Source organism: Streptomyces sp. SID13726, from assembly GCF_010548375.1.
In the GTDB taxonomy this organism is placed as follows: Bacteria; Actinomycetota; Actinomycetes; order Streptomycetales; family Streptomycetaceae; genus Streptomyces.
In genome coordinates, this window is sequence record NZ_JAAGLY010000001.1 from 517,675 (window position 1) to 541,051 (window position 23,377).

Annotated in this window: 19 protein-coding genes and 1 pseudogene; 12 read left to right on the forward strand and 8 right to left on the reverse strand. The window is 70.7% G+C overall.

The features are described 5' to 3' along the window. Positions 1-8: 8 nt before the first annotated feature. Positions 9-2,135 carry a glycogen debranching protein GlgX gene (glgX, locus tag G3I78_RS02150; RefSeq protein ID WP_164420982.1) on the reverse strand — a complete coding sequence of 709 codons (2,127 nt, stop codon included), beginning with the start codon at positions 2,133-2,135 and terminating at the stop codon, positions 9-11. A gap of 196 nt (positions 2,136-2,331) precedes the next feature. Between glgX and G3I78_RS02155 the strand changes: the two genes are divergently transcribed. The 4 genes from G3I78_RS02155 (at position 2,332) to G3I78_RS02170 (ending at position 6,721) form a co-directional block, all read left to right on the forward strand. Then, complete coding sequence (locus G3I78_RS02155) at positions 2,332-3,153, forward strand: Tat pathway signal sequence domain protein (RefSeq protein ID WP_164420983.1); 822 nt, start codon at positions 2,332-2,334, stop codon at positions 3,151-3,153. A gap of 57 nt (positions 3,154-3,210) precedes the next feature. Further along, entirely contained in the window at positions 3,211-4,527 is a 1,317-nt protein-coding gene (locus G3I78_RS02160; protein WP_164420984.1) for a copper amine oxidase, read from the forward strand. Between the two features lie 85 nt (positions 4,528-4,612). Continuing rightward, complete coding sequence (locus G3I78_RS02165; RefSeq protein WP_164421346.1) at positions 4,613-5,887, forward strand: SAV2148 family HEPN domain-containing protein; 1,275 nt, start codon at positions 4,613-4,615, stop codon at positions 5,885-5,887. Positions 5,888-5,998: 111 nt separating this feature from the next. Continuing rightward, a complete protein-coding gene (locus G3I78_RS02170; protein ID WP_164420985.1) occupies positions 5,999-6,721 on the forward strand; it encodes a 3'-5' exonuclease in 723 nt (240 codons plus the stop codon). Positions 6,722-6,745: 24 nt separating this feature from the next. On the opposite strand, the gene G3I78_RS02175 is transcribed toward G3I78_RS02170, so the two are convergent. Then, the gene (locus G3I78_RS02175) at positions 6,746-7,816 is read right to left on the reverse strand and encodes a DMT family transporter (protein WP_343243631.1); all 1,071 of its coding nucleotides are present in this window, start codon (positions 7,814-7,816) and stop codon (positions 6,746-6,748) included. A gap of 80 nt (positions 7,817-7,896) precedes the next feature. Between G3I78_RS02175 and G3I78_RS02180 the strand changes: the two genes are divergently transcribed. After that, positions 7,897-8,808 carry a LysR family transcriptional regulator gene (locus tag G3I78_RS02180; RefSeq protein WP_164420986.1) on the forward strand — a complete coding sequence of 304 codons (912 nt, stop codon included), beginning with the start codon at positions 7,897-7,899 and terminating at the stop codon, positions 8,806-8,808. A gap of 50 nt (positions 8,809-8,858) precedes the next feature. Here G3I78_RS02180 and G3I78_RS02185 read toward each other — a convergent pair whose 3' ends face one another. Continuing rightward, positions 8,859-9,713 carry an aminoglycoside phosphotransferase family protein gene (locus tag G3I78_RS02185; RefSeq protein WP_164420987.1) on the reverse strand — a complete coding sequence of 285 codons (855 nt, stop codon included), beginning with the start codon at positions 9,711-9,713 and terminating at the stop codon, positions 8,859-8,861. A gap of 246 nt (positions 9,714-9,959) precedes the next feature. Between G3I78_RS02185 and G3I78_RS02190 the strand changes: the two genes are divergently transcribed. The 5 genes and pseudogenes from G3I78_RS02190 (at position 9,960) to mgt (ending at position 15,393) form a co-directional block, all read left to right on the forward strand. Further along, entirely contained in the window at positions 9,960-10,895 is a 936-nt protein-coding gene (locus tag G3I78_RS02190) for a sugar ABC transporter permease (protein ID WP_164420988.1), read from the forward strand. Further along, on the forward strand, positions 10,892-11,725 hold the full coding sequence (locus tag G3I78_RS02195) for a carbohydrate ABC transporter permease (protein WP_164420989.1): 834 nt from the start codon (positions 10,892-10,894) through the stop codon (positions 11,723-11,725). The genes G3I78_RS02190 and G3I78_RS02195 overlap by 4 nt, the downstream gene beginning before the upstream one ends. Continuing rightward, positions 11,725-12,996 carry a sugar ABC transporter substrate-binding protein gene (locus G3I78_RS02200; RefSeq protein ID WP_164420990.1) on the forward strand — a complete coding sequence of 424 codons (1,272 nt, stop codon included), beginning with the start codon at positions 11,725-11,727 and terminating at the stop codon, positions 12,994-12,996. The genes G3I78_RS02195 and G3I78_RS02200 overlap by 1 nt, the downstream gene beginning before the upstream one ends. A gap of 328 nt (positions 12,997-13,324) precedes the next feature. After that, positions 13,325-14,104: an ErmE/ErmH/ErmO/ErmR family 23S rRNA (adenine(2058)-N(6))-methyltransferase gene (erm, locus tag G3I78_RS02205; RefSeq protein ID WP_164420991.1), complete on the forward strand. Its 780-nt coding sequence runs from the start codon at positions 13,325-13,327 to the stop codon at positions 14,102-14,104. 28 nt (positions 14,105-14,132) lie between these two features. Further along, positions 14,133-15,393 (forward strand): annotated as a pseudogene (mgt, locus tag G3I78_RS02210) (macrolide-inactivating glycosyltransferase). 62 nt (positions 15,394-15,455) lie between these two features. Here mgt and G3I78_RS02215 read toward each other — a convergent pair. Beyond that, a complete protein-coding gene (locus G3I78_RS02215) occupies positions 15,456-17,723 on the reverse strand; it encodes an MMPL family transporter (protein WP_164420993.1) in 2,268 nt (755 codons plus the stop codon). A gap of 247 nt (positions 17,724-17,970) precedes the next feature. Here G3I78_RS02215 and G3I78_RS02220 point away from each other — a divergent pair, with 247 nt between their 5' ends. Both G3I78_RS02220 and G3I78_RS02225 read left to right on the forward strand, forming a co-directional pair. Next, complete coding sequence (locus tag G3I78_RS02220; protein WP_164420994.1) at positions 17,971-18,519, forward strand: DUF1697 domain-containing protein; 549 nt, start codon at positions 17,971-17,973, stop codon at positions 18,517-18,519. Positions 18,520-18,636: 117 nt separating this feature from the next. Beyond that, positions 18,637-19,668 (forward strand): 2-dehydropantoate 2-reductase N-terminal domain-containing protein, encoded by a 1,032-nt coding sequence (locus G3I78_RS02225; RefSeq protein ID WP_164420995.1) that lies wholly within the window; start codon positions 18,637-18,639, stop codon positions 19,666-19,668. A 29-nt stretch (positions 19,669-19,697) separates the two neighbouring features. Here the strand turns inward: G3I78_RS02225 and G3I78_RS02230 are convergent, their stop codons facing one another. Genes G3I78_RS02230 through G3I78_RS02245 form a run of 4 tightly spaced genes read right to left on the reverse strand, consistent with a single transcriptional unit; the run spans position 19,698 to position 23,223 of the window. Beyond that, entirely contained in the window at positions 19,698-20,432 is a 735-nt protein-coding gene (locus G3I78_RS02230) for a sirohydrochlorin chelatase (RefSeq protein ID WP_164420996.1), read from the reverse strand. A 5-nt stretch (positions 20,433-20,437) separates the two neighbouring features. Continuing rightward, positions 20,438-21,316 carry an ABC transporter permease gene (locus G3I78_RS02235; protein ID WP_164420997.1) on the reverse strand — a complete coding sequence of 293 codons (879 nt, stop codon included), beginning with the start codon at positions 21,314-21,316 and terminating at the stop codon, positions 20,438-20,440. Then, positions 21,303-22,082: an ABC transporter ATP-binding protein gene (locus G3I78_RS02240; protein ID WP_164420998.1), complete on the reverse strand. Its 780-nt coding sequence runs from the start codon at positions 22,080-22,082 to the stop codon at positions 21,303-21,305. Before G3I78_RS02240 ends, G3I78_RS02235 begins: the two co-directional genes overlap by 14 nt. A gap of 34 nt (positions 22,083-22,116) precedes the next feature. Continuing rightward, positions 22,117-23,223: an aliphatic sulfonate ABC transporter substrate-binding protein gene (locus G3I78_RS02245; RefSeq protein WP_164420999.1), complete on the reverse strand. Its 1,107-nt coding sequence runs from the start codon at positions 23,221-23,223 to the stop codon at positions 22,117-22,119. Positions 23,224-23,377: the final 154 nt, after the last annotated feature.

Sequence of the window (23,377 nt, forward strand, 5' to 3'; positions counted from 1 at the left end):
TGTGCCCCCTACACGGGTCGCTGCAACACCGTCATGCTGCGGTCCACCAGCGTCAGCCGGTCCCCGGCCTTGACCTTCGCCCCGGTGTCCGGCCGCACCCCGTCCGCGCGCGCGGTGTCGACGACGACCTGCCACTGCCGGCCGTGGTTCACCGGCACCACGAACTCCAGCGTCTTCGGCGAGGCGTTGAACATCAGCAGGAACGAGTCGTCGGCGATGCGCTCGCCGCGGGTGCCGGGCTCGGAGATCGCGTTGCCGTTGAGGAACACCGTGAGCGCCGAGGCCTGCGCCCGGTCCCAGTCGCGCTGGGCCATCTCCTTGCCCTCGGGGGTGAACCAGGCGATGTCCGACAGCTCGTCGTGGGTGCCCTCCACCGGCCGCCCGTGGAAGAAGCGGCGGCGCCTGAAGACCGGATGGTTCTTGCGCAGCCACACCATCGCGCGCGTGAAGGCCAGCAGCTCGCTGCCCAGCCCCTCCTCGTCCGCGGACTCCGGCCAGCCCACCCAGGCCAGCTCGCTGTCCTGGCAGTAGGCGTTGTTGTTGCCGCGCTGGGTGCGCGCGACCTCGTCGCCGTGGCTGATCATCGGCACGCCCTGGGACAGCATCAGCGTGGCGACGAAGTTGCGCATCTGGCGGGCGCGCAGGGCCAGCACGTCCTGGTCGTCGGTGTCGCCCTCGACCCCGCAGTTCCAGGACCTGTTGTGGCTCTCGCCGTCGCGGTTGTCCTCGCCGTTGGCCTGGTTGTGCTTGTCGTTGTACGAGACGAGGTCGTGCAGGGTGAACCCGTCGTGGCAGGTCACGAAGTTGATGGAGGCCAGCGGGCGGCGCCCGTCGTCCTGGTAGAGGTCGGAGGAACCGGTCAGCCGGGACGCGAACTCCGCGAGCGCGCGCGGCTCGCCCCGCCACAGGTCCCGTACGGTGTCGCGGTACTTGCCGTTCCACTCGGTCCACAGCGGCGGGAAGTTGCCCACCTGGTAGCCGCCCTCGCCCACGTCCCACGGCTCGGCGATCAACTTCACCTGGGAGACCACCGGGTCCTGCTGGACCAGGTCGAAGAACGACGACAGCCGGTCCACCTCGTGGAACTGCCGGGCCAGGGTGGCCGCGAGGTCGAAGCGGAAGCCGTCCACGTGCATCTCGGTGACCCAGTACCTGAGCGAGTCCATGATCAGCTGGAGGACGTGCGGGGACCGCATCAGCAGGGAGTTGCCGGTGCCCGTGGTGTCCATGTAGTAGCGGGGATCGTCGGTGAGGCGGTAGTACGACGCGTTGTCGAGGCCCTTGAAGGACAGCGTCGGGCCCAGGTGGTTGCCCTCGGCGGTGTGGTTGTAGACGACGTCCAGGATGACCTCGATCCCGGCTTCGTGCAGCGCCCTGACCGCCGACTTGAACTCCAGGACCTGCTGGCCGCGGTCGCCCCAGGAGGCGTACGCGTTGTGCGGGGCGAAGAAACCGATGGTGTTGTAGCCCCAGTAGTTGTTCAGGCCCATGTCGACCAGGCGGTGGTCGTTGACGAACTGGTGGACCGGCATCAGCTCCAGGGTGGTGACGCCGAGCCCCACCAGGTGCTCGATGATCGCGGGGTGCGCGAGGGCGGCGTACGTGCCGCGCAGCTCCTCGGGGAGTCCCGGGTGCCGCATGGTGAGGCCCTTGACGTGCGCCTCGTAGATCACCGTCTCGTGGTAGCCGATCCGGGGCCGCCGGTCGTCGCCCCAGTCGAAGTACGGGTTCACCACGACCGACGTCATGGTGTGCGGCGCAGAGTCGAGGTCGTTGCGTTCGTCGGGGGCGTCGAAGTGGTAGCCGTAGACCTCCTCGCCCCAGCCGACGGCACCGCTGATCGCACGCGCGTACGGGTCGAGCAGCAGCTTCGCCGAGTTGCAGCGCTGACCGCGCTCGGGGGCGTACGGGCCGTGCACGCGGAAGCCGTAGCGCTGTCCGGGCATCACCCCGGGCAGATACGCGTGCCGGACGAACGCGTCGCTCTCGCGCAGTTCCACCGCCGTCTCCGAGCCGTCGTCGTGCAGCAGACACAGCTCTACTCGGTCCGCGGCCTCCGTGAAGACCGCGAAGTTGGTCCCGGCGCCGTCGTACGTGGCACCGAGTGGATACGCCTCTCCAGGCCAGACCTGCATGGAACGACTCTTTCAGCTGTCCCGCGCCGCGTGGGGCGCCTTGGCCTCGAGTGTCCCCGAAAGTGATGGAACCACCTATGACTTACGTCCCTCTTACCGTGCGACCAGTGCACAGGCCGATCACAGGATCGGTCTGTGCCGAATCCATTGGGGCTGACACGTACTCCCGGAGTTGCCCGGGGAGTAGGGGGAAGATGTGCGCGAGATAGTGCACCGCCACCTCGGCAAGGTGGTGGCAGGTGCGGCCATCGCGGTGGCCGGGACCGCCGTGATGATCGGGATCACCCTGCCGGGCACGGCGGGAGCGGACGACTCAGGTGGCGGCAAGGGCGGCGCGGCGCAGTCCGCGGCGCCGGCGGGCCAGGGCGAGGGCCAGAGCGGGGCGGTGGCGCCCGGTGTGGTCGAACAGGCCCCGGCCGAGGGCGAGAAGGGTAAGGGCCGCGACCCGCTCACCGACGACGAGATGAAGCGGGTCGAGCAGCTCGCCGTCAGCCGTCAGATGTTCAACACCACCGAGGACGTGGAGGGCGATCGCGGCCCCGAGCGGCTCACCGTCGACCTCGCCGACCCGAAGGCCGGCGAACTGGACGACCCGAACGCGCCCCGGCGCGCGGACGTGACGTTCTACGACTACCGGGACGACACCCTCGTCACCAAGACCGTCGACATCGCCACCGGCAAGGTCGTCGCGACCGGCACCCAGCACGGCGTTCAGCCGCCGCTGAGCAGCGCCGAGTACGCGGAGGCGGCGACCCTGCTGATCGCCGACCCGCTCGGCGCGGACCTCAAGTCCGACTACAAGGACGCCACCAGCAAGGAACTCACCTCTCCCGACCAGCTGCTGCTCACCGGCGCGGTGTACCGGGCGATCCCGGGCGGCCAGCCCGCGACGCTCGACAAGTGCGGCGAACACCGCTGCGTGCGGCTGTTCCCGAAGGTGAAGAACGGCCCCTGGATCGATGCCAGGTCCTTCGTGATCGATCTGAGCGCCCGCAAGGTCGCCAAGCTCGGTCGCTGAACCGCCCCCTCCGTCCACTTTTCCCACTTGCTCCTTCCGCAAGGGAGTCATTTCTTCATGCGTGTCAACAGAATCAGCCGCGCCCGCACGCACGCCGCGATCGGTGTGTCCGTGGCCGCGCTGGCCGCCGGTGTCACCACCGGTGCGGGACCGGCCGCCGCACAGCCCAAGGCCGCCGCCGCGGCCGCGGAGTGCAGCACCGCCTACAAGATCGAGCAGAAGCTCTCCAGCGGCACCACCTGGCGCATGTGCTGGCGCTACGACAGCAAGGCCGGCCTCACCCTGGAGAACATCTCCTACCAGCCCAAGGGCGAGAGCGCGCCGATCAAGGTCCTCAACAGCGCCCGGCTCGGCCAGATCCACGTCCCCTACGACGACGGCAGCGTCGAGTACGACGACCTGACGGGCTTCGGCTTCGCCCAGGGCCTGATGAACCTGGACCCGGGCGAGTGTCCCGGCGGCACCATCAAGAGCGTCAAGGTCCCGGACTCCTGGGACCCGGACCACCCGAACGTCAACGGCCTGTGCACCACGACCCGTTCGCGCGGCCACGCCTACCGCATGCAGGGCGACAGCGCCAACAAGGTCTACCAGGCCCAGGGCAAGGACCTGCTCGTCTACTCGGTCAACCAGGTCGGCTGGTACGAGTACATGACCGAGTGGCGCTTCCAGGACGACGGCACCATCACCATGAACCTCGGCGCGACCGGCAGCCTCTCCTACGAGGACTACGACGCCGGCGACGGCCGCGGCTGGCCCATCGGCAAGGGCCCGCGCGCCCAGGCCACCAGCCACAGCCACAACGCCTTCTGGCGGCTCGACTTCGCCCTCGACGGCTCCTCCAAGAACACCGTCGAGCAGTACGACTCCACGGTCGCCGCCCCCGCCCAGGGCCAGCAGGCGCCTACCACCAAGACCACCCGCACCAAGGTCACCAAGGAACTCGCCGGCGACGCCAAGAGCTACCGCTGGTGGCGCATGGTCAGCGCGACCGGCAAGAACGCCGACTGGCACCCGCGGTCGTACGAGATCGTCCCCGGGCCGAGCACCAAGTACCCGGGCCGCAGCTTCACCAAGCACGACGTGTACTTCACCGAGTACAACCAGTGCGAGCAGTTCGCCAGCAACAACACCGGCAACTGCGCCGCCGGAGCGGGCAATTCCGTCGACAAGTGGGTCAACGGCCAGACGCTCACCCACCCCGTCGTCTGGATGAACGTGGGCTTCCACCACATCGCCCGGGACGAGGACCAGCAGCCGATGCCGGTCCACTGGCAGGGCTTCTCCATCGCCCCGAGGGACGTCACGGCTATGAATCCGCTCACTCCGGCCGAGCTCGCGGGGCAGAACGGTCACTGGGAGCCCGGTAGTTGAGATTGACCCTGTCCATCCGGCTGCACCGCCGACCGCTCCCGGAGTACCCTTCCTTGATCGTTGGGTGGGGCAGTCCCCCCGGGGGATGCTCGGGGGAGCGGAAGGCGGTGCGCGGGTGGGCTCGGGAGGGCTGGAGTTGCCCCCTGGTGACGAGGGTCACGAGGGGAACTCCGCAGACGTCCCGCCCGGCACGGTGTCCCTGGCACGGCCGATGGACGCGGGGGCGACGATCGGGCCGGAGCTGGACTGGGACGCCGAGGCCTGGCGTGAGGTGCGTACGCGCGCGCAGCGGGCCGGCCGGGCCTACATCTGGCTGAACCTCGTCGAACAGCGGCTGCGCGCCGTCGTGGCCGCTGTTCTGCGCCCCATCTACGAACCGGTCCACGGCCACGACGACTGGGTCGTCGCCGCTGCCGGACCGGCCGGACAGGAGTGGGTCCAGCGCGCGGTCGCCGTCCGCGAAGTCAGCCGCCGCAAGGGCTACTTGCTCGACCCGGCCGATGACAACGTCCTCAGCTTCCTCACGCTCCCGCAGCTGCGCGAGCTGATGGTGCAGCACTGGCCGTGCTTCGAGCCCTACTTCGACGAGCGCCGGGACGTCGAACTCGCGCTGGACGAGCTGGAGGTGACGCGCAACGTCGTCTCCCGCAACCGGGCCCTGTCCGAGGCCGTCCTCGGCCAGGCCGAGCGCGCCTCCGCCAAGCTCCTGGAGATACTCGGCGCCGGAGGTGACGTGCCCTCCGCGCGGCGGCTGCCCGTCGACGCCGTCGAGGACCTGGTGGGCGACCGGTACGCCGACGTGGTCGCCGTGCACCCCGACCGGGTGCGGCTGCTGCGGCAGTTCCCCGCCGAGGACATCTTCGGCGGCGCCCGCCGCCTGGACGCCGTCGGCATCGGCCTCAACCTCCTCGTGCAGAACTTCTCCGGCCGCCGGCTGGTCCGCCTCGCCGAGGCCGGCTGCCGGGTGCGGCTGCTGTTCCTGAACCCGGCCTCCAGCGCGGTCAAGCGGCGCGAGCGGGAACTGGGCATGAAGCGGGGCGAGTTGAGCCGCGCGGTCGAGATGAACATCCTGCACATGCGCCGGGTGCGGTCGCGGCTGCGTGACCCCGGCGCCTTCGAGATCCAGGTCTACGACGACACCCCGCGCTTCTCCGCCTACCTCGTGGACGGCGACGGCACCGACGGCATAGCGGTCGTGCAGTCCTATTTGCGCCGGTCGCGGGGGATGGAGGCACCGGTGCTCGTGCTGCGCAACGGCAACCGGCTGGTGAAGGCAGGCGACGTCGACGACAGCGGCCTCTTCCCGACCTACCGCGAGGAGTTCGAGACGAACTGGGTGGATTCGCGTCCGGTGTCCTGAACTGTCCCGGAGGGGGGCGGCGGTAAGCGGAACGCGGTCCTCTGATTGTCAGTGGCGCATGGGATGGTGGAGACCACTGGGGGAAAGCACCACCAAGAAGGGGGACCGCCCATGGGCTGGCACCGAGAGCTGCTGATCGGCTTCGACCTGGAGACGACCGGCACCGATCCGCGCGAGGCGCGCATCGTCACGGGAGCCGTGATCGAGGTCAGGGACGGGCAGCCGATCGGACACCGGGAGTGGCTGGCGGACCCGGGCGTGGAGATCCCGGCCGACGCCGTCGCGGTGCACGGCATCAGCAATGAGCGCGCCACCGCCGAGGGCCGCCCCGCCGACCAGGTCGCCGACGCGATCGCCGACGTCCTGACGACCTACTGGAAGACGGGCGTGCCGGTCGTCGCGTACAACGCCGCGTTCGACCTGAGTCTGCTCGCCGCCGAACTGCGCCGCCACGACCTGCCGTCGCTGCGGGAGCGCCTGGGCGGCCTCGACCCCGCCCCGGTCATCGACCCGTACACCATCGACCGCTCGGTGGACCGCTACCGCCGCGGCAAGCGCAACCTCGAAGCGGTCTGCACCGAGTACGGCATCGCGCTCGACGCCGCCCACGACGCCTCCGCCGACGCCCTGGCCGCGGCCCGGCTCGCCTGCGCGATAGCCGCCCGCCACCCCAAGGTCGCCGCCTTCGGCCCGGCGGAACTGCACCGCCGCCAGATCGAGTGGTACGCGGAATGGGCGGCGGACTTCCAGGAGTTCCTGCGCCGCAAGGGCGACGAGACAGCGGTGGTCGACGGCACCTGGCCGCTGCGGGAGCCGGCGGACGAGACGGTGTGAGCGAGCGTCACTCCGGCGCCGGGCTCAGCAGCGGGGCACACGCGACCGACGCCACCCGCGGTCCGGTCGCTCGGCGGTACCGGCATCGCTGAACCCGACCGACAGGGCATGCGTCGTGGACGGCGGTGTCGGCGGTGTCGGCGGTGTTGTCGGGGGAGTCCTGGCCGGGCATCGGATGTCCTCCTCGGTGGGCTGAACCGCGGTGCGGGGCAGGGTGGTTGTGCGGTGGGCGCGTTCCACGGCCTGGCCCCAGTACGTGCCGGCGACCATCAGCACCGCCCCCAGCCCGGTCAGCGCCGTGAAGTGCTCGCCGCCCAGACCGACGCCCACCGCGGCGGCCCAGATCGGCTCCGTGCCCAGCAGCAGGCTGGCCCGGCTGGCCGAGGTGCGCTGCACCGCCCAGGTCTGCGCGAGGAAGGCGAACACGCTGCAGAACAGGGCGAGATAGAGCAGCTGCGTCCAGGTGGCCGCGTCGGCACGGGCCAGGGTGGGAAGGTCGCGCGCGGCCGGGACCAGGAACAGGGCCGTGCCGACGAGGGTCTGCACGGAGGTGAGGTGCAGCGGCCGTATCGCCCGGCCCGCGGTGAGCCGGCCGACCAGCGCCACATGGCCCGCCCGCACGACCGCGGCGCCGAGCATCAGCAGGTCACCGAGGCGGGGCGCGTGGAAGCCGTTGCCCGCCATGAGGAGCGCGACCGCCAGGACGCAGACACCGGCGGCGGCGTAGAAGACGGGAGGCAGGCCGCCTCGGTGACCGGTGCGGTCGAGGAGCGGGGTGAGGACGATGGTCAGGCTGATGATGAGCCCCGCGTTGGCGGCGCTGGTGTGGGCGACGCCGTACGTCTCCACGACCAGGACGGCCGCCTGGGTGAGCCCCAGGGGCAGTCCGGCCCGGAGTTCCTCGCGGGTCCACCGGCGCGGTCCTCGCCCGGCGGCGACGACTCCCAGGCAGGCGAGCGCGGACAGGGCGTAGCGGGCGAAGAGCACCAGCAGGACGGGGAGAGCGGCGGTCGCCGTCTGGGCGGAGAGATAACTCGAACCCCAGACGATCGCGACCAGCAGGAGTACCGAGTCGGTACGGCGGGCGTCGGACACCTGCCCACCCTGCACCGACCTGTCTCTGAAGCCCAGAACCAGTTTCTTAAAGGATCTTTTAGCGCTCCTACACTGTAGGGATGGACGAGAGACAGCTGCGGATCCTGCGGGAACTCGGCGAGCTCGGCAGCGTCACCGCCGTCGCCGAGGCGCTGCTGGTGACCCCGTCGGCGATCTCGCAGCAGCTGAGACTGCTCCAGCGCTCGGTCAAGGTGCCGCTGACCGAGCGTGACGGGCGGCGCCTGGTGCTGACGGACGCCGGGCAGGCGCTGGCGGGCGCGGCGGTGGAGGTCGAGACGGCGCTCGCGCGGGCCCGGCACACGGTCAAGGAGTTCGTGGCCCGGCCCGGCGGCGAGGTGTCGGTGGCGGCGTTCCACAGCGCGGGCGCGGCGTTCTTCCCGCTGCTGCTCGGCGCCCTGACCGGCCCTGGCCGCCCGGTGCCGAGACTCTCCGACGAGGACGTCCAGCAGGAGGACTTCCCCCGCCTCACCCGCGAGTACGACATCGTCCTGGCCCACCGCCTGGACCATGCCCCGCCCTGGCCGCCCACGGTCACCGCCACGACCCTGCTGCGCGAACCCCTGGACGTGGCCATGCCCGCCGACCACCCCCTCGCCGCGAAACGCCGGGTGACGCCGGCAGACGTGGCCGATGAGCCGTGGATCACCGTCCACGACGGCTTCCCGGTCCTGGCGGTCGTCGAGGCCGTCGCCGCCGCGGCGGGCCGCCGTCTCCGTCTCGCCCACCGCATCAACGAGTTCGCGGTGGCGGCGGAGGTGGTCGCGGCCGGCGGAGGCCTCGCGCTGATGCCCCGCTGGACGGTACGCCCACACCCCGCCCTGGTCCTCAGACCCCTCACCGGAGTGCACGCGAGCCGCCACATCGACGCCCTGTACCGCCCGGAGAGAACAGCCCGCACAGCGGTCCGCACGGTACTGACGGAACTGGGCCGCGCCGCGAGGAGTATCCGGGGCCGGGAGGAGACCCCGTGATCAGCGGTGTCCGACGCGGCGGTAGTCGGTCAGGCGCCACCCCCGAGCGCTCAGAACGGATACCACCGCACCTTCTCATCCCCGTCCCGCAACGAGGCCACCCTGCGCTCGAACTCGGCCAACGCCTCGGGACGGGACGGCGCGTGCTGTGCCACCCAGGCGCAGCTCGCCGTCTCGCGGGCGCCCCGCAGCACCGCGCACCCCTCCCATTCGCGCACGTCCCAGCCGTACGCCTCGACGAAGGAGTCGTAGCTCTCGGACGGGAGCCCGTAGCGGTCGTGGGACAGGGCCATCACCACCAGATCGTGCTCCCGCAGATCCGACGAGAAGGTCTCCAGGTCGACGAGGACCGGTCCGTGCGGCCCGACATGGACATTGCGGGGGAGCGCGTCGCCGTGGATCGGACCCGGTGTGAGCCGGGGCGTCAACGCGGCCGCCGCCCCCGCGAAACCGTCCCGGCGTCGCCGCAGGAACTCCGCGTCGGCGGCGGAGATCGCGTCCCCCGCGAGCCGCAGCCAGCGCTCCACGCCTCCCAGCAACTCACGGGGCGGCAGGGCGAAGGACGGGGACGGCAGCGCGTGCACCACCCGTAGCAGTTCGGCCAGATCCCGTGGCTCGGCGGGTCGTACGGCATCCGGCAGCCGGTGCCACACCGTGACCGGGTGCCCCGCCACGAGCCGCGCCTTCGGTTCGGCGGCCCGGACCGCGGGGACCCCCGCCTCTTCCAGCCACCCCGCGATGTCCAGTTCGCGGCGTGCCCGGTCCAGCAGCTCGGCGTCGCGGCCCACCTTGACGACCAGGTCACCGGCGGCGAACACGGCGTTCTCCCCGAGGGCGAGCAGCCGCGCCGGCTCCGGCGGCACCCCCGCCGCGGCCAGTACGTCCCGCGCCTGTGCCTCGTCCATCGTCCGGCCTCCCGGTCCTGATATGTCGTCCATACATGTCGTCCATGCCGGTGTGCCGCCACCGCGAACCATGTCTGCGTCGCCACCGCGAACGGCGTCGTGATCCCGCCATCCACCGGCCAGTCTCGCATTCGTACAGGTAGACCCGTGTGCGCGCTGCCTTGACGGCGCATACCCCCTTCACGACCATGACGGAGGCCCACGCCGGGGCCGGACCGTCACGAGCCGTGCGAAGGAGCCGATTACGTGACATTGGTGACCGCGACGAGGCGGTCGGCGCGGGGCGGGCCGCGGGCCCAGGGGGAGCGGCCGCCTTCCGACCGGGGCGCCTGGTTCCTGGTGCTGCCCGCGCTGATCCCGATCCTGGTGCTGAGCGTGGGACCCCTGCTCTACGGGATCCTGCTGGCCTTCACCGACGCGCAGTCCGGCCGCACCCAGGCCACGCGATGGATCGGCGGCCTCAACTTCCAGGACCTGCTGCACGACACGCTGTTCTGGGAGTCGTTCCGGATCGGACTCGTGTGGGCGGTCGGGGTGACCGTCCCGCAGTTCCTGCTGGCGCTCGGCCTCGCCCTGCTCCTCGACCAGGACCTCAAGCTGCGCTGGCTCGCCCGCGCCCTCGCGATCATCCCGTGGGCCATGCCCGAGGTCGTCGTCGGCGTGATGTGGCGGCTCGTCTACAACCCGGACGCCGGCGTCCTCAACGAGACCCTGCGCACCCTAGGCCTCGGCGACGGCCGCGACTGGCTCAGTGGCCTGTCCACCGCCCTGCCCGCCGTGATCGTCGTCGGCGTCTGGGCCGGGATGCCCCAGACGACGGTCACCCTGCTCGCCGGGCTCCAGAACACCCCGCGCGAACTCCACGAGGCGGCCGCGATGGACGGCGCGGGCGCCTGGCGCCGCTTCCGCACGGTCACCTGGCCCGCCCTCAGGCCGGTCGCGCTCTCGATCACCGCGCTCAACTTCATCTGGAACTTCAACTCGTTCGCCCTGGTGTACGTGCTGACCAGCGGCGGTCCCGGCGGCCGCACCCGGCTGCCCATGCTCTTCGCCTACGAAGAGGCCTTCCGCTACGGCCAGTTCGGCTACGCCGCCGCGATGGGCCTGGTGATGGTCGCGGTGATCTCCGTCCTGCTCGCCGTCTTCCTGGTGGGCCGGCTCAGGGGAGGTGACGAGGCATGAGGACCAGCACCACCGGCCGCGTCGGCCAGTACGCCGCCCTCCTCGCCTATCTCGTCTTCCTCGCCTTCCCCTTCCTCTGGCTGCTCTCCACCGCCTTCAAGTCCCCACGGGAGCTGGGCAGTCTGCACCCCACCTGGATTCCCCGGGACCCCACCCTCGACAACTTCCGCCAGGCCTTCGACGAACAGCCCCTGCTGCGCGCCGCCGGCAACTCCCTGCTCGCCGCGCTCGCCGCCGCCGTGATCGCCGTACTGATCGCGACCCCGCTCGCCTACGTCATGGCCCGCCGGCGTACCCGGCTCGCGAGGGCCGCCACCGGCTGGGTGGTGGTCAGCCAGGCCTTCCCGCTGGTGCTGGTGATCATCCCGCTGTTCCTGGTCCTCAAGGAGCTGCGGCTGATCAACTCCCTTGTGGGCCTGGTGATGGTGTACGTCGTGTGGGCGCTGCCGTTCGCGCTGTGGATGCTCGTCGGATACGTCCGTGCCGTGCCCACCGAACTGGAGGAGGCGGCGGCCGTCGACGGGGCCGGACGTCTCAGGACCCTGGTCTCGGTGACGGCGCCCCTGCTCGCGCCGGGGCTCGTGGCGACGGGGCTGTTCGCGTTCATCACCGCGTGGAACGAGTTCTTCTTCGCCCTGGTCCTGCTCAAGACACCGGAGAAGCAGACCCTGCCGGTGGTGCTCACGCACTTCATCGGCGCCGAGGGAGTGGCCGACCTGGGCCCGCTCGCAGCGGCCGCCTTCCTGGCCACCCTTCCCTCATTGATCATCTTCGCGATCATCCAACGCCGGATCACAGGAGGCATGTTGGCCGGGGCGGTGAAGAGCTGATGCGCGCACGATGGATCGCCGTACTCGTCCTGCTCCTCGCGGGGTGCACCGGCACACCCGCCTCCGACGGCGGCCCCGTCACCCTCCGCTTCCAGTCCCTGGCCTGGCAGGAGGAGTCCGTCAAGGCCAACAAGGAACTCGTGAAGGAGTGGAACGCGGCCCATCCCGGCGTCAAGGTCGAGTACGTGCAGGGGAGTTGGGACAGCGTCCACGACCAGCTGCTCACCTCCTTCGAGGGCGGTGAGGCCCCCGACATCATCCACGACGCCTCCGACGACCTCGCCGACTTCGCGTACGGCGGCTACCTCGCCGACCTGAGCGACCTGCTGCCCCAGAGGCTCAAGTCCGACATCCCGCAACGGAGTTGGGACACGGCCACCTTCGGCGACGGCGTCTACGGCGTGCCCTTCCTCCAGGAACCCCGGGTGCTGATCGCCAACGCGGAGTGGCTGAAGAAGTCCGGCGTACGCGTCCCCACGCCCGAACACCCCTGGAGCTGGGCGGAGTTCCGGCACATCACCGACGGGCTCAGCGGTGACGGCAAGTACGGAGTGGCCTGGCCGCTCAAGGAACCCGTCTCCGCCACCCTCAACCTGTCCCTGTCGGCGGGCGGACAGCTCTTCCACCGGGGCGCCGACGGAAAGGTCACCGTCCGGTTCGAGAAGGCCGACGAGACCGTGCCGCGCACCATCCACGACCAGGCGAACACCGACCACAGCGCCTCGCCCACCACGCTCGGCAGCGGCGGCTCCGACACCCTGCCCGGCTTCTTCGGCGGCCGGTACGCGATGGTCCCGCTCGGGTTCTCCTACCGTCAGCAGATCGCGCAGCAGGCGCCGAAGGGCTTCCGGTGGCAGGTGCTGCCCGCCCCGGCCGGTGCCGACGGGCTCACCCAGGGCGTCAGCCCGCAGACCCTGTCCGTCGCCGAGGACTGCCCGCACAAGAAGGAGGCCGCCGAGTTCATCGACTTCCTCCTCCAGCCGAAGAACATGGTCCGGCTCGCGCTGGGGGACTGGATGCTGCCGACCGGAACCGAGGCCCTCGCCGATCCCGCCCTGCACACCGCGAAGGACGGCTGGGCGACCGGCACCGCCCTCGCCGCGCACCTCCGCTCGGCGCCCGCGCAGTCCGTCCGGGGCTACCCGGAGTGGAAGGACAAGGTCGCCACCCCCGCCTTCCAGGAGTACTACAGCGGCGCGATCGGCCTCGGCGAGCTGCGCGAACGGCTGGAGGACGACGGGAACCTGGTGCTGGCCCGGTATCAGCGCTGAAACCCGCTACCAGCGTCGATGACCTACTACCAGCGTCGACAACCCGCAACCAGCGCTGAAAATCTGTTGCCCCGGCCGGCGGGACCGCCCTAGCGTTCCGTCCGTGGCAGCGAACAACGCGATCACTCGCACCGGTCTCGGCCGGGGTCTCACGCCTTCCGCTCGGAAGCGCCGTGGCCCCGGAGCCCTGACCGGTCCGGGGAGCCACGTCCGCCGTCGCTGATCGCCGATCACGCGCGGCCGGGTTGGTCGCGCGCACACTCTCCTGTCTTCCGGTCAGGGCCTTCGTCTGCCCTCTCCCGCTTCCGGAAGACAAGGACCGCAGGCCATGGCCCGCCCCACGCGCGTCTCTCGCGCGCTCTCGCAGAACTTCCTCACCGACCGCAAGGCCGCGACACGGCTCGCCCGACTGGCCGTCCCCGACCGCGCCGAACCTCCCCTCCTCCTCGAAGTCGGCGCGGGCAAAGGCGCGTTGACGCAGCTGCTCGCGCCGCGCTGCCGCAGGCTCCTCGCCTACGAGATCGACGCACGGCTCGTCCCCGCGCTCGACGCCCGCGTGGGCGGCACGCCCCAAGTCCGTGTCGTCGAGGGGGACTTCCTGGCGGCGCGGCCCCCTCGGGAGCCCTTCTCCGTCGCCGGGAACGTGCCTTTCTCACGTACCGCCGCGATCGTCGACTGGTGTCTGCGGGCTCCGGCGCTCACCGACGCGACGCTCCTCACACAGCTGGAGTACGCCCGTAAGCGCACCGGGGACTACGGGAGTTGGACCCTGCTGACGGTTCTGAGCTGGCCCCGGTTCGACTGGCGCCTTGTGGGCCGGGTCGGACGGTACAGCTTCCGGCCCGTGCCGCGGGTCGACGCCGGGATCATCCGGATCGAGCGCCGCCCTGCGCCGCTTCTCCCGTCCGGCGCCGGGTACGGGTGGCGGCATCTGGTCGAGCTCGGGTTCTCGGGCGTCGGGGGCTCGCTGTACGCCTCGCTGTGCCGGGCCCACCCCCGGCGCCGGGTCGATGCGGCCTTCCGCGGTGTCGGTCTCGACCGGGCCGTACTCGTGGGGGAGGTGCCGCCCGAGCGGTGGCTGCGGTTGCACGAGGTGCTGACGGGGTGAGTGCTCCGGCGATGAACACGAGCAGGGCATGAGTCCTCCGGCAATAAAGTTGCACGAGACGTCTCGTCTCGCTTAGCCTTCTCTCCATGACCACTCCCTCGCACATCGCCATGTTCTCCGTCGCCGCCCACGGCCACGTGAACCCCAGCCTGGAAGTGATCCGCGAGCTCGTGGCGCGAGGGCACAGGGTCACGTACGCCATTCCGCCGCTGTTCGCCGAGAAGGTCGCCGAGACCGGGGCCGAGCCCAGGCTCTGGGAGTCGACGCTGCCCGGTCCCGACGACGACCCGGCGGCCTGGGGGAGCGAACTGCTCGACCACGTGGAGATCTTCCTCGCCGACGCGATGCAGGCCCTGCCCCAGCTCGCCGAGGCGTACGACGGCGACGAGCCGGATCTCGTGCTGCACGACATCACCGCCTACCCGGCCCGGGTCCTGGCTCACCGCTGGGGCGTGCCCGCGATCTCGCTGTCCCCGAACCTCGTGGCCTGGGAGGGCTACGAGGAGGAGGTCGCCGAGCCGATGTGGGCCGGGCCGAAGAGCACCGAGCGCGGACAGGCCTACTACGCCCGCTTCGAGGGCTGGCTGAAGGAGAACGGGGTCGAGCTGCACCCGGACCCCTTCGCCGGCCGGCCCGACCGCTCCCTCGTGCTGATCCCGAAGGCGCTCCAGCCCAACGCCGACCGGGTCGACGAGAGCGTGTACACCTTCGTCGGCGCGTGCCAGGGCGACCGCGGCTCCCAGGGGGACTGGCAGCGGCCGGCCGGTGCCGAGAAGGTGGCCCTCGTGTCGCTCGGGTCGTCCTTCACCAAGCGGCCCGACTTCTACCGGGAATGCCTCAGGGCCTTCGGTGACCTGCCCGGCTGGCACCTCGTGCTCCAGATCGGCAGGCATGTGGACCCGGCCGAGCTGGGCGTCGTACCGGACAACGTCGAAGTGCGGTCCTGGGTACCGCAGTTGGCGATCCTCAAGGAGGCCGACCTGTTCGTCACGCATGCCGGGGCGGGCGGCAGCCAGGAGGGGCTCGCGACCGCCACGCCGATGATCGCCGTACCGCAGGCGGTGGACCAGTTCGGCAACGCCGACATGCTGGTGGGTCTCGGTGTCGCCCGGCGGATCGACACGGAGGACGCGACCGCCGAGGCGCTGCGGGAAGCCGCCCTCGCGTTGGTTGGCGACCCCGAAGTGGCCGGGAAACTCAAGGAGGTTCAGGCGGAGATGGCCCAGGAGGGCGGCACCCGCAGGGCGGCCGACCTCATCGAGGCCGAACTGTCCGCGCGCCGGGCATGAGAAGAGGGCCCGTTGGCTCCCCGGTGACCAACGGGCCCTCAGTTCAGGGGGGTTCGAGGCTCTCAGACCCTCACGCGCTCACCCTCGTCGTCCCGTGCCGCAGGCGCCACCACGGCGTCCGCAGCCTCGTCGTGGGTGAGGTCAGGCAGCCGGTGCAGCCACTTCGGCAGGTACCAGTTGCGCTCGCCCAGCAGGGCCATGACCGCCGGGAGCAGCACGCCCCGGATGATCGTCGCGTCGATGAGCACCGCGGCCGCGAGGCCCACACCCATCTGCTTCATGGACTGCATGGACAGCGTCCCGAAGATCGCGAACACGGCGACCATGATGACCGCGGCGCTGGTGACGACACCGGCCGTGGTGACCACCCCGTGCTGGATCGCGTCCTTCGTGCTGCGGCCCCGCAGCCGTGCCTCACGGATCCGCGAGACCACGAAGACGTGGTAGTCCATCGACAGGCCGAACAGGATCACGAAGAGGAACAGCGGCAGCCAGGTGATGATCGCGCCCACACCCTCCGCACCCACCAAGGACGCGCCCCAGCCGTGCTGGAAGACGGCGACGAGGATGCCGTAAGCCGCGCCCACCGAGAGGAGGTTGAGCAGGATCGAGGTGATCGCGACGGTCAGCGAGCGGAACGACAGCAGCATCAGCACGAAGGCGAAGACCACGACGAACGCGAAGACCGGGATCACCGCTCCGGCCAGCTGGTCGTTGAAGTCCTTGGACCCCGCGACCTGTCCGGTGATCGGCGCCTGGACGCCGTCCACCTTGCCGAGGGTGGCGGGACGGACCTCGTCGCGCAGCGTGTCCAGGCTCCGGCCGGCCTTGTCGAGGTCGGAGCCGCCCACGAGCGGGACGTAGACGAAGGCGAGGTTCTGCGCGTCGTGCAGCTTGATCTCGACCGGGCCGCGCGAGGCGCCCGAGGAGATCGCCTTCGCCTTGAAGTCGGCCAACGCCCCGGTGACCTCGGGGGAGTTGATGTCGGCTGCCTTGACGACCACCTCGGCCGGCTCGGTGCCGCCCGGGAAGGCGTCGTTGACACGGTTGTACGTCTGCACGATCGGCAGCGAGTCGCCGAACTCCTGGTCCAGGGTGAGGTTCTGGGTCTTCATGCCGAGCGCGGGCGCCGCGATGGCGAGCAGCGCTCCGGCGGCGACGACGACCGAGACGACCGGTCGGGCGAGCACTGCCTTGAGCACGGCCGTCCAGAAGCGGCTCTCACGGTTCGTGCCGCCCCGCTTGCGCCGCAGCCTGCTCTCCGGGTGCAGCCAGGGGATCTTGCCCTTCTCGACCCGCTCGCCCAGCAGCGACAGCAGTGCGGGCAGCACGGTCACGGAACCGACCATCGCGACCGCGACGACCATCAGCGAGGCCAGGCCCATCGCCTCGAACTCGGCGAGCCCGGTGAACAGCATGCCCGCCATCGCGACGCACACCGTGACGCCCGAGACGATGATCGCGCGGCCACTGGTGGCGGCGGCGATCCGGAGAGCCGTCTGGGAGTCCCGTCCGGCCTGCCGCTCCTCGCGCTCGCGGCGCAGATAGAACAGGCAGTAGTCGACGCCGACGGCCAGACCGACGAGCAGCATCACGGAGTTGGCGGTGTCGCTCATCGGCATCACATGGCTGACGACCCCCATCAGGCCCATCGTCGCCATGATCGCGCTGACCGCCAGCAGCACCGGCAGCAGGGCCGCGACCAGGGCGCCGAACGCGATGAGCAGAATGCCGAGGGCCACCGGCACCGCGGACAGCTCGGCCTTCTCGAAGTCGTCGCCGAACGCGTCGTCGAACGTCTTCATCATGCTCGCGCCGCCGATCTCCTCGATCCGCAGCGACTCGTGCTCCTTCTGCACCCCCTCGACGGCCTTCAGCACCGGCTCGACCCGATCGCCCGCGGTGTCCGACTCGCCGCGCATGTCGAACTGCACGAGCGCGCTGCGGCCGTCCTTCGAGATGGTGTTCGTGTCGTACGGCGAGGTCACGTCCGTGACCTTGCCGGTGCCCTCGACTGCCTTCATGACCGCGGCGACGGCGGCCCTGAAATCGGCGTCGGTGGCCTTGCCGCCCGCTTCCCTCGCCTGGACCAGCACCGTCTCACTGGCGGGCTCGTCGATCCCGGCATCCTCGATGATCTTCGCGGCGGTGTGCGTCTCGTCCTTGAGCTGGTCGCTGTCCTTGACGTCGACCCGGCCCGCCGCCGAGCCGAGCCCCATCGCCAGGACGACGAACAGCACCCAGATCCCGACGGCGGCCCATCGATGCCGCGCGCTCCAGCCGCCGGCCCGGGCGGCCAGCCCGCGCACCCGTGTGTCTCCGTTCCGCATGACGGTCCCCATGCCGGGATGCCCCCTTGGAAGCGGTGGCAGCCCCCTGCCGCCACCTTTCGCTTCGAAGGTATGAGCTGGATAAAGCCTTCTCGTCGTGCTGTCCGGTGAAGTACGGGGCCCGCCGGCTCCTCCCAAGGGACCGCGCGCCCTCCGTACTGGGGAGGACCATGACCCTTACATCTAACGGCCGGTCTGCGGGGCGGTGATCGGGGTCGGCGGGGGCGGGCCGTCCTAGGGTGTGTGCATGACGACCACGTACGCGGCGCTGCTGCGCGGAATCAACGTCGGCGGCAGCCGGAAGGTCCCCATGGCCGACCTGCGCGCCCTGATGGAAGACCTCGGCCTCGACGACGTGCGCAGCTACCTCCAGAGCGGCCAGGCGGTGTTCACCACCGACCGGGGCGACGAGGACTCCCTGGCCGCCGAGCTCGCGGACGCCATCGAGAAACGCTTCACCTTCCCGGTCGACGTACTGGTCCGCGACCACGCCTACCTGAGGGCGATCGCCGAGAACTGCCCCTTCCCGGCCGCCGAACTGGAACCCAAGCAGCTCCACGTCACCTACTTCTCGGCACCGGTGGACGAGGACCGCTACACGGAGATCGACCGCGACACCTACCTCCCGGAGGAGTTCCGCCTCGGCGACCGGGCCCTGTACCTCTACGCCCCGAACGGCCTCGGCCGCTCCAAACTCGCCGAGCACCTGTCGAAGCCGCGGCTGAACAAGGGGCTTATCGCGACGAGCCGGAACTGGAACACGGTGGTCAAGCTGGTGGAGATGACCGGTAGCTGACCGGGACTCCGCCGTCGAGGCTGTCGTAGAGAGGGAGTAGCCGTTCGCGGACCGACCGACCGACCGACCGACCGACCGGCCGGACGGCGCGCGACACCCCTGTGCGAGGCTCCTCCCATGCGCTACATCATCATCGGGGCAGGAGCGGTCGGCGGGGCCGTCGGTGGGCGGCTCGCCGGGGCCGGGCACGAGGTGGTACTGGTCGCGCGGGGCGCGCACCACGCGGCACTTCGGGACGAGGGGCTACGACTGCGGGTGCCGGACGGCGAGTTCACGTACCGGCTGCCGGTCGTGGACGGACCGGCCGGACTCGGCGCGCTCCGCACCGACGACGTGCTGGTGCTCGCCGTGAAGACGCAGGACACGGAGGCCGCGCTGGAGACCTGGGGCCCGGCCCCGGTCGAGGACGGCGGCACGGCGGCCCAGCGGCTGCCGCTGCTGTGCGCGCAGAACGGCGTGGAGGGCCAACGCCTGGCCCTGCGCCGCTTCCGGCATGTGTACGGCGTCTGCGTCTGGCTGCCGGCCACGTTCCTGGAACCCGGCGTGGTGGCCGCCGCGGGCAGCCCCCTCACCGGCATCCTGCACCTGGGCCGACACCCGCACGGCACCGACGAGATCCTGCACCGGATCGCCGCCGACCTGGAGAAGTCGCGGTTCGAGGCACCCGTCACCGCCGACGTGGGCCGCTGGCAGTACGCCAAGCTGCTGTCCAACCTCGCCAACGCCGTCGAGGCGGTCACCGGCCCCGTCGAGAGCGAGGCCGCCCTGGCCTTCGTCGACCGGGTCCGGGCCGAGGGCGCGGCCGTCCTCGACGCCGCCGGGATCGGGTACGCGAGCGTCGAGGAGCAGCGCGCGGTACGCGGCGACAAGGTCACCCTGCTGCCCCTGTCCGGCACGCCACGCGGCGGCGGCTCCTCCTGGCAGTCCCTCACCCGCGGCACCGGCACCATCGAGGCCGACTACCTCAACGGCGAGATCACCCTTCTCGGCCGCGTCCACGGCGTCCCGACCCCGCTCAACGAACTCCTCCAGCGGCTCGCCAACACCTTCGCCCGCGAACGCCGGGAGGCCGGTTCGATGCCGGTGGGGGAGCTGGTGCGGCTGGCCGACGAGGCGGAGACGGCCGTAGCGAAGCCGCCCCGGTCGTAGCCGAACGGCACCCCGCCGCCCGCGGAGCCTCAGGCGCTCGCCGAGAGCAACACCCGGGCCGAGGCCGCCTCGTACCGGCGCAGCACCACCCGGGCCACCTCCGGCGCCGCCCCCAGCACCCCGGCCAGCACATCCGCCTCCGCCGCGCCGCGCGCTATGCGGTCGGGGAGGAAGCCGGGAGCCAGGACGTACGGTGCGACGGCGACGCGGGAGCAGCCCAGTTCGCGCAGCTCCCGTACCGCGTCCTCGGTGCGGGGGAGTGCCGCGGAGGCGAACGCAGGCCGCACGGCGCACCAACCGGTGTGCCGCCACTCCCGCGCGATGTCAGCGATCACTGCGATCGCCTCCGGGTCGGTGGACCCCGCCGAGGCCAGCACGACCCCGGTCGAGGACTTGTCGGCGGGCGTCAACCCCGCCTCGTACAAACGGCGTTCGAGCGCCGACAGCAGCAGCGGCGACGGGCCGAGCACCTCCGCCTGGCGGATCCGCAGCTGCGGCGGCGCGTCCCGCAGCACCGCCGGGATGTCCGCCTTCGCGTGGAACGCCCGCGTCAACAGCAGCGGCAGCGCTACGACGTCACGGACACCCTCCGCCGCCAAGGACTCCAACACCCAGTGCACGGAAGGGATGTTGAACTCCAGGAAGCCCGTCTCCACCCGTACGTCCGGGCGCAGCGAGCGCACCCGGCGTACGAGGGCGTGCACCGTCGCGGCGTGCCGCGGGTCGCGGCTGCCGTGGGCGATGACGAGGAGAACAGGCTTCATGGGACTCAGCTCTTCACCAGCAGACCGCGGCTGCGCAGCACCCACCGCTCCAGCGGGCTGAAGATCAGCAGGTCGATCGCGATGCCGACGAACAGGATGAGCAGGATCGCGAGGAAGACCGTCGCCATGCTGCTGTTGGTACGGCCTACCTCCAGGAGCTGGCCGAGGCCCATGCCCATGTCCGGCGACTGGGCGATGATCTCCGCGGCCATCAGCGAGCGCCAGGAGAACGCCCAGCCCTGCTTCAGACCGGCCACATAGCCGGGCAGCGCCGCCGGCATCACGATGTGCCAGGTGCCGCGCAGGCCCGTCGCGCCCAGGGTGCGGCCCGCACGCAGGAACAGCGGGGGCACCTGGTCGACGCCCGACACCAGACCGTTGGCGATCGAGGGCACGGCGCCGAGCAGGATCACCGTGAACATCACCGAGTTGTCCAGGCCCAGCCAGATCACCGCGGGCGCCACCCAGGCGACCGACGGCAGCGACTGGAGACCGGACAGGATCGGACCGAACGCGGCACGCACGAACTTCACCCGCGCCACCACCAGGCCCAGCGGTGTCCCGATGGCCAGCGCGAGCAGGAAGCCCAGCAGACCGCGCGAGACGCTGCCCCAGATGTAGGAGAACAGGGTCCCCTTGAGCCACTGGTCCTCGACTTCGCCCCAGACATCGGCGGGGGAGGGCAGCTTCGACGGGTTGTCGACGACCGGGTAGAGGAGCGTCCAGGCCACCAGCACCACCGCGACGGCGATGATGGGCGGAAGGATCTTGTTCTTGAAGGTCTGACTGAAGGGCGTACGGCCGGTGGCCGTGGTCTCCAGTGCGTCGAGGCCCGCCTCGACGCTCCCGGAGTCCTGCGCCGGCGTCGTCTCAGTGCTGGCCATGGCGGCGGATCTCCCCACGCAGTTCTTCGGTGATCTCACGGGCCAGTTCGGCCACGGGCGCGTCCTCGATGCGGCGCGGCTGCGGGATGTCGACCGTCCACTCGCGAGCGATCCGGCCCGGGCGGGACGACAGCAGGATCACCCGCTGCGCGAGCCGCACCGCCTCGCGCACGTTGTGGGTGACGAAGAGGACGGACACACCGGTCTCCGTCCAGATCCGGGTCAGCTCGTCGTGCAGCACGTCCCGGGTGATGGCGTCGAGGGCCGAGAACGGCTCGTCCATCAGCAGCAGGTTGCTCTCCTGGGCCAACGACCGGGCCAGTGCCGCACGTTGACGCATACCGCCCGACAGCTCGTGGACGCGCTTGCCGTACGCGCCCTTCAGGCGGACGAGTTCGAGGAGCGCCTCGGTCCGCTCGCGCCGTTCGTTCTTCGGAACTCCCCTGAGCTTCAGGGCGAGTTCGATGTTCTTGCCCGCGGTCAGCCACGGGAAGAGGGCGTGCTCCTGGAACATCAGGGCCGGGCGGCCGTCCGTCGCGATGGACCCGACGGTCGGCTTGTCCAGGCCGGCCACCAGGTTCAGCAGGGTCGACTTGCCGCAACCCGAGGCCCCCAGGAGGGTGACGAACTCGCCGGGCGCGACATCGATGCTGATGTCGTCCAGGACGAGCTGCTGCCCGCCCGGTCCTGCGAAGGACTTCGAGACATGTTCAAGGCGAGCGGCGTACTCCACCGACTCCGCGGCCTTGGCGAAGGTCGTTGCCATGGTCGTCACCTCCTGGGAACTCGTCGGGCGGGGATCAGCTGGTGCCGAGACCGGCGGCGTCGACGGTGCCGGCGCCCTCGGCCTTGAGGACCTTGTTGAGGAGCGTGAGGTCGTAGATGCCCTTCAGGTCCGGCTTCTCCAGGAGACCGGCCTTGACGGCGTGCTCCGCCTCGGTGTTGAGGGTCGCGGCCAGCGGGTCGTCGGTGAACTGGATCGACGACCAGGCCGGGTCCAGGACCTTCGCAGGAAGGGCCTTCCCGGAGTCCGCCTCAAGCTGCTTGTTGGCCGCGGCCTTCGCCAGGTCGGAGTTGGCGTTGATCCACTTGTTGGCCTCGACCGAAGCCTTCAGCACGGCCTCGACGGCCTTCGGGTGGTCCTTGAGGAAGGCCTGCCGCACGATGATGTTCGTGATCACGAACTTCTTGTCAGGCCACAGCGACGCCTCGTCGAGCAGGACCTTGCCGCCCTCCGCTACCAGCTTGGACGCGGTCGGCTCCGGCACCCAGGCACCGTCGATGGCACCGGACGCGTAGGCGTCCGGGGTGATCTTGTTGTCGGTGCGGACCACCGACACATCGCCCTTGCCGGTGTTCGCGTCGACCTTCCAGCCCTGGTCGGCGATCCAGTTGAGGAACGCCACGTCCTGGGTGTTGCCGAGCTGCGGGGTCGCGATCTTCTTGCCCTTGACGTCCTTCAGGGACTTGATCTTCTTGGGGTTCACGACCAGCTTCACGCCACCGGACGCCGAACCGCCGATGATGCGCAGGTTGGTGCCGTTCGCCTTGGTGTAGCCGTTGATCGCCGGGGACGGACCGATCCAGCCGATGTCGATCGAGCCGGAGTTGAGGGCCTCGATCTCCGAGGGGCCGGCGTTGAAGATCTGGTACGCGGCCTTGGTGGCGCCCAGCTCCTTCTGGAACAGACCCTGCTGACGCGCGACGAGCGCGGTCCCGTGGGTCAGGTTGCCGAAGTAGCCGATCTTGACGGAGTCGAGACCGTCGATCTTGGACGAACCGGCGGCGACCTTCTCCTTGGCGTTGTCGGCCGTGGAGTCGGACCCGTAGCCGCACGCGGCCAGCGTAAGAAGGGGAAGCGCGGCTATGACCGCGAAGCTACGGCGAAGAGCGGATGAAGCAGGCACGGGAGGTGTTCCTCTCGGAGGCCCGGCGGTCACGGTCTCTCAGGTCGTGGCCGGGAGGTCGGCAGGTCTGCGTCTACGGCGGTGGGGGGTGAGGGCGCGCAAGCGGTGCGCGTACGTCAGCGCACACATCGCGCCACTCCGCCCTGCCCGCTGC

Coding starts and splice junctions, on each gene's coding strand:
- G3I78_RS02160 (WP_164420984.1), top strand. CDS start 3,211: ATGCGTGTCAACAGAATCAGCCGCGCCCGCACGCACGCCGCGATCGGT.
- erm (WP_164420991.1), top strand. CDS start 13,325: ATGGCCCGCCCCACGCGCGTCTCTCGCGCGCTCTCGCAGAACTTCCTC.
- glgX (WP_164420982.1), bottom strand. CDS start 2,135: ATGCAGGTCTGGCCTGGAGAGGCGTATCCACTCGGTGCCACGTACGAC.
- G3I78_RS02235 (WP_164420997.1), bottom strand. CDS start 21,316: ATGGCCAGCACTGAGACGACGCCGGCGCAGGACTCCGGGAGCGTCGAG.
- G3I78_RS02225 (WP_164420995.1), top strand. CDS start 18,637: ATGCGCTACATCATCATCGGGGCAGGAGCGGTCGGCGGGGCCGTCGGT.
- G3I78_RS02240 (WP_164420998.1), bottom strand. CDS start 22,082: ATGGCAACGACCTTCGCCAAGGCCGCGGAGTCGGTGGAGTACGCCGCT.
- G3I78_RS02220 (WP_164420994.1), top strand. CDS start 17,971: ATGACGACCACGTACGCGGCGCTGCTGCGCGGAATCAACGTCGGCGGC.
- G3I78_RS02170 (WP_164420985.1), top strand. CDS start 5,999: ATGGGCTGGCACCGAGAGCTGCTGATCGGCTTCGACCTGGAGACGACC.
- G3I78_RS02215 (WP_164420993.1), bottom strand. CDS start 17,723: ATGCGGAACGGAGACACACGGGTGCGCGGGCTGGCCGCCCGGGCCGGC.
- G3I78_RS02200 (WP_164420990.1), top strand. CDS start 11,725: ATGCGCGCACGATGGATCGCCGTACTCGTCCTGCTCCTCGCGGGGTGC.
- G3I78_RS02230 (WP_164420996.1), bottom strand. CDS start 20,432: ATGAAGCCTGTTCTCCTCGTCATCGCCCACGGCAGCCGCGACCCGCGG.
- G3I78_RS02185 (WP_164420987.1), bottom strand. CDS start 9,713: ATGGACGAGGCACAGGCGCGGGACGTACTGGCCGCGGCGGGGGTGCCG.
- G3I78_RS02165 (WP_164421346.1), top strand. CDS start 4,613: ATGCTCGGGGGAGCGGAAGGCGGTGCGCGGGTGGGCTCGGGAGGGCTG.
- G3I78_RS02195 (WP_164420989.1), top strand. CDS start 10,892: ATGAGGACCAGCACCACCGGCCGCGTCGGCCAGTACGCCGCCCTCCTC.
- G3I78_RS02180 (WP_164420986.1), top strand. CDS start 7,897: ATGGACGAGAGACAGCTGCGGATCCTGCGGGAACTCGGCGAGCTCGGC.